This window comes from Peptoniphilus indolicus ATCC 29427, assembly GCF_000227315.1.
Lineage (GTDB): Bacteria > Bacillota > Clostridia > Tissierellales > Peptoniphilaceae > Peptoniphilus > Peptoniphilus indolicus.
Genome location: NZ_JH165136.1, coordinates 1 through 896, shown reverse-complemented (window position 1 = coordinate 896; position 896 = coordinate 1). Strand labels below are relative to the sequence as shown.

General features: G+C 25.9%; 1 protein-coding gene. It reads left to right on the top strand.

Annotated elements, in window-relative coordinates:
• On the top strand, positions 1-880 hold an 880-nt coding region (locus HMPREF9129_RS10345; protein ID WP_156792650.1), incomplete at its 5' end, for a Cna B-type domain-containing protein.
• Positions 881-896: the final 16 nt, after the last annotated feature.

The window sequence follows — 896 nt, the reverse complement described above, 5'->3', positions numbered from 1 at the left end:
AAGCTTGTTTGTAGATAATGTTGAAGCAGGAAATTACAAATCTACTGTTAGTGTAAAATATAAATTGGAGAATACAGAGTTTAAATTATATAAGATTGCTGAAAAAAGTAAAGAAGGTAAGTATAATTTAGTAAATGAATTTATAAATTATAGGGTAGATCTATCTAATTATAGCTCTATGGATAAGGCAGCTGTAGCTAATACCTTAGAATCGTATATAAAAAGGGATGGATTAAAAGAGTTAAGAAAAGGTGTGACAGATAGCTTTAATAGTGTAAATTTTACAGCCTTAGATTCAGGCTTGTATTTAATAATGGGAGAAACAAAATTAAATAAAGATTATAGATATTACCCAACCCCTGTTTTATTTGAAGTTACTGAAAATAGTAATAGAGAAATTGTAATGGATTTAAAATATGAAAAAAATAAAATAGATAAAAAAATAAAATTAATTGTCTATAAAATTTGGGATGATGGGGATAGTATAGATAGACCTAATAGTATAGATGTTCAGCTACTGAGAAATGGACAAGTACTTGAAGAAGAAAAATTAAGTAAATATAACAACTGGTGTATAGAATGGAAGAATTTATCTCCGGATTTCACATATGATGTAATTGAAAAAGATGTACCTAAAAATTACTATGTTACAGTTAACAGAGATGGAGAAGTTATAAAAATTTGTAATACATTATCTAATATTGAAGGAGAGTATTTAACAAGAGAAGAAAATGAAAAAGAAGAAGAGCCATTTAAAATAATGGAAGAAAAAGTTCCTCAAACAGGACAACTATGGTATCCGGTGATTATTTTATTAATTTTAGCATCAGTATTTTTTATAATAGGAAAGATGTCTGATAAGAAAAATGAGAATAAATGAATTTAAAAATAAATAT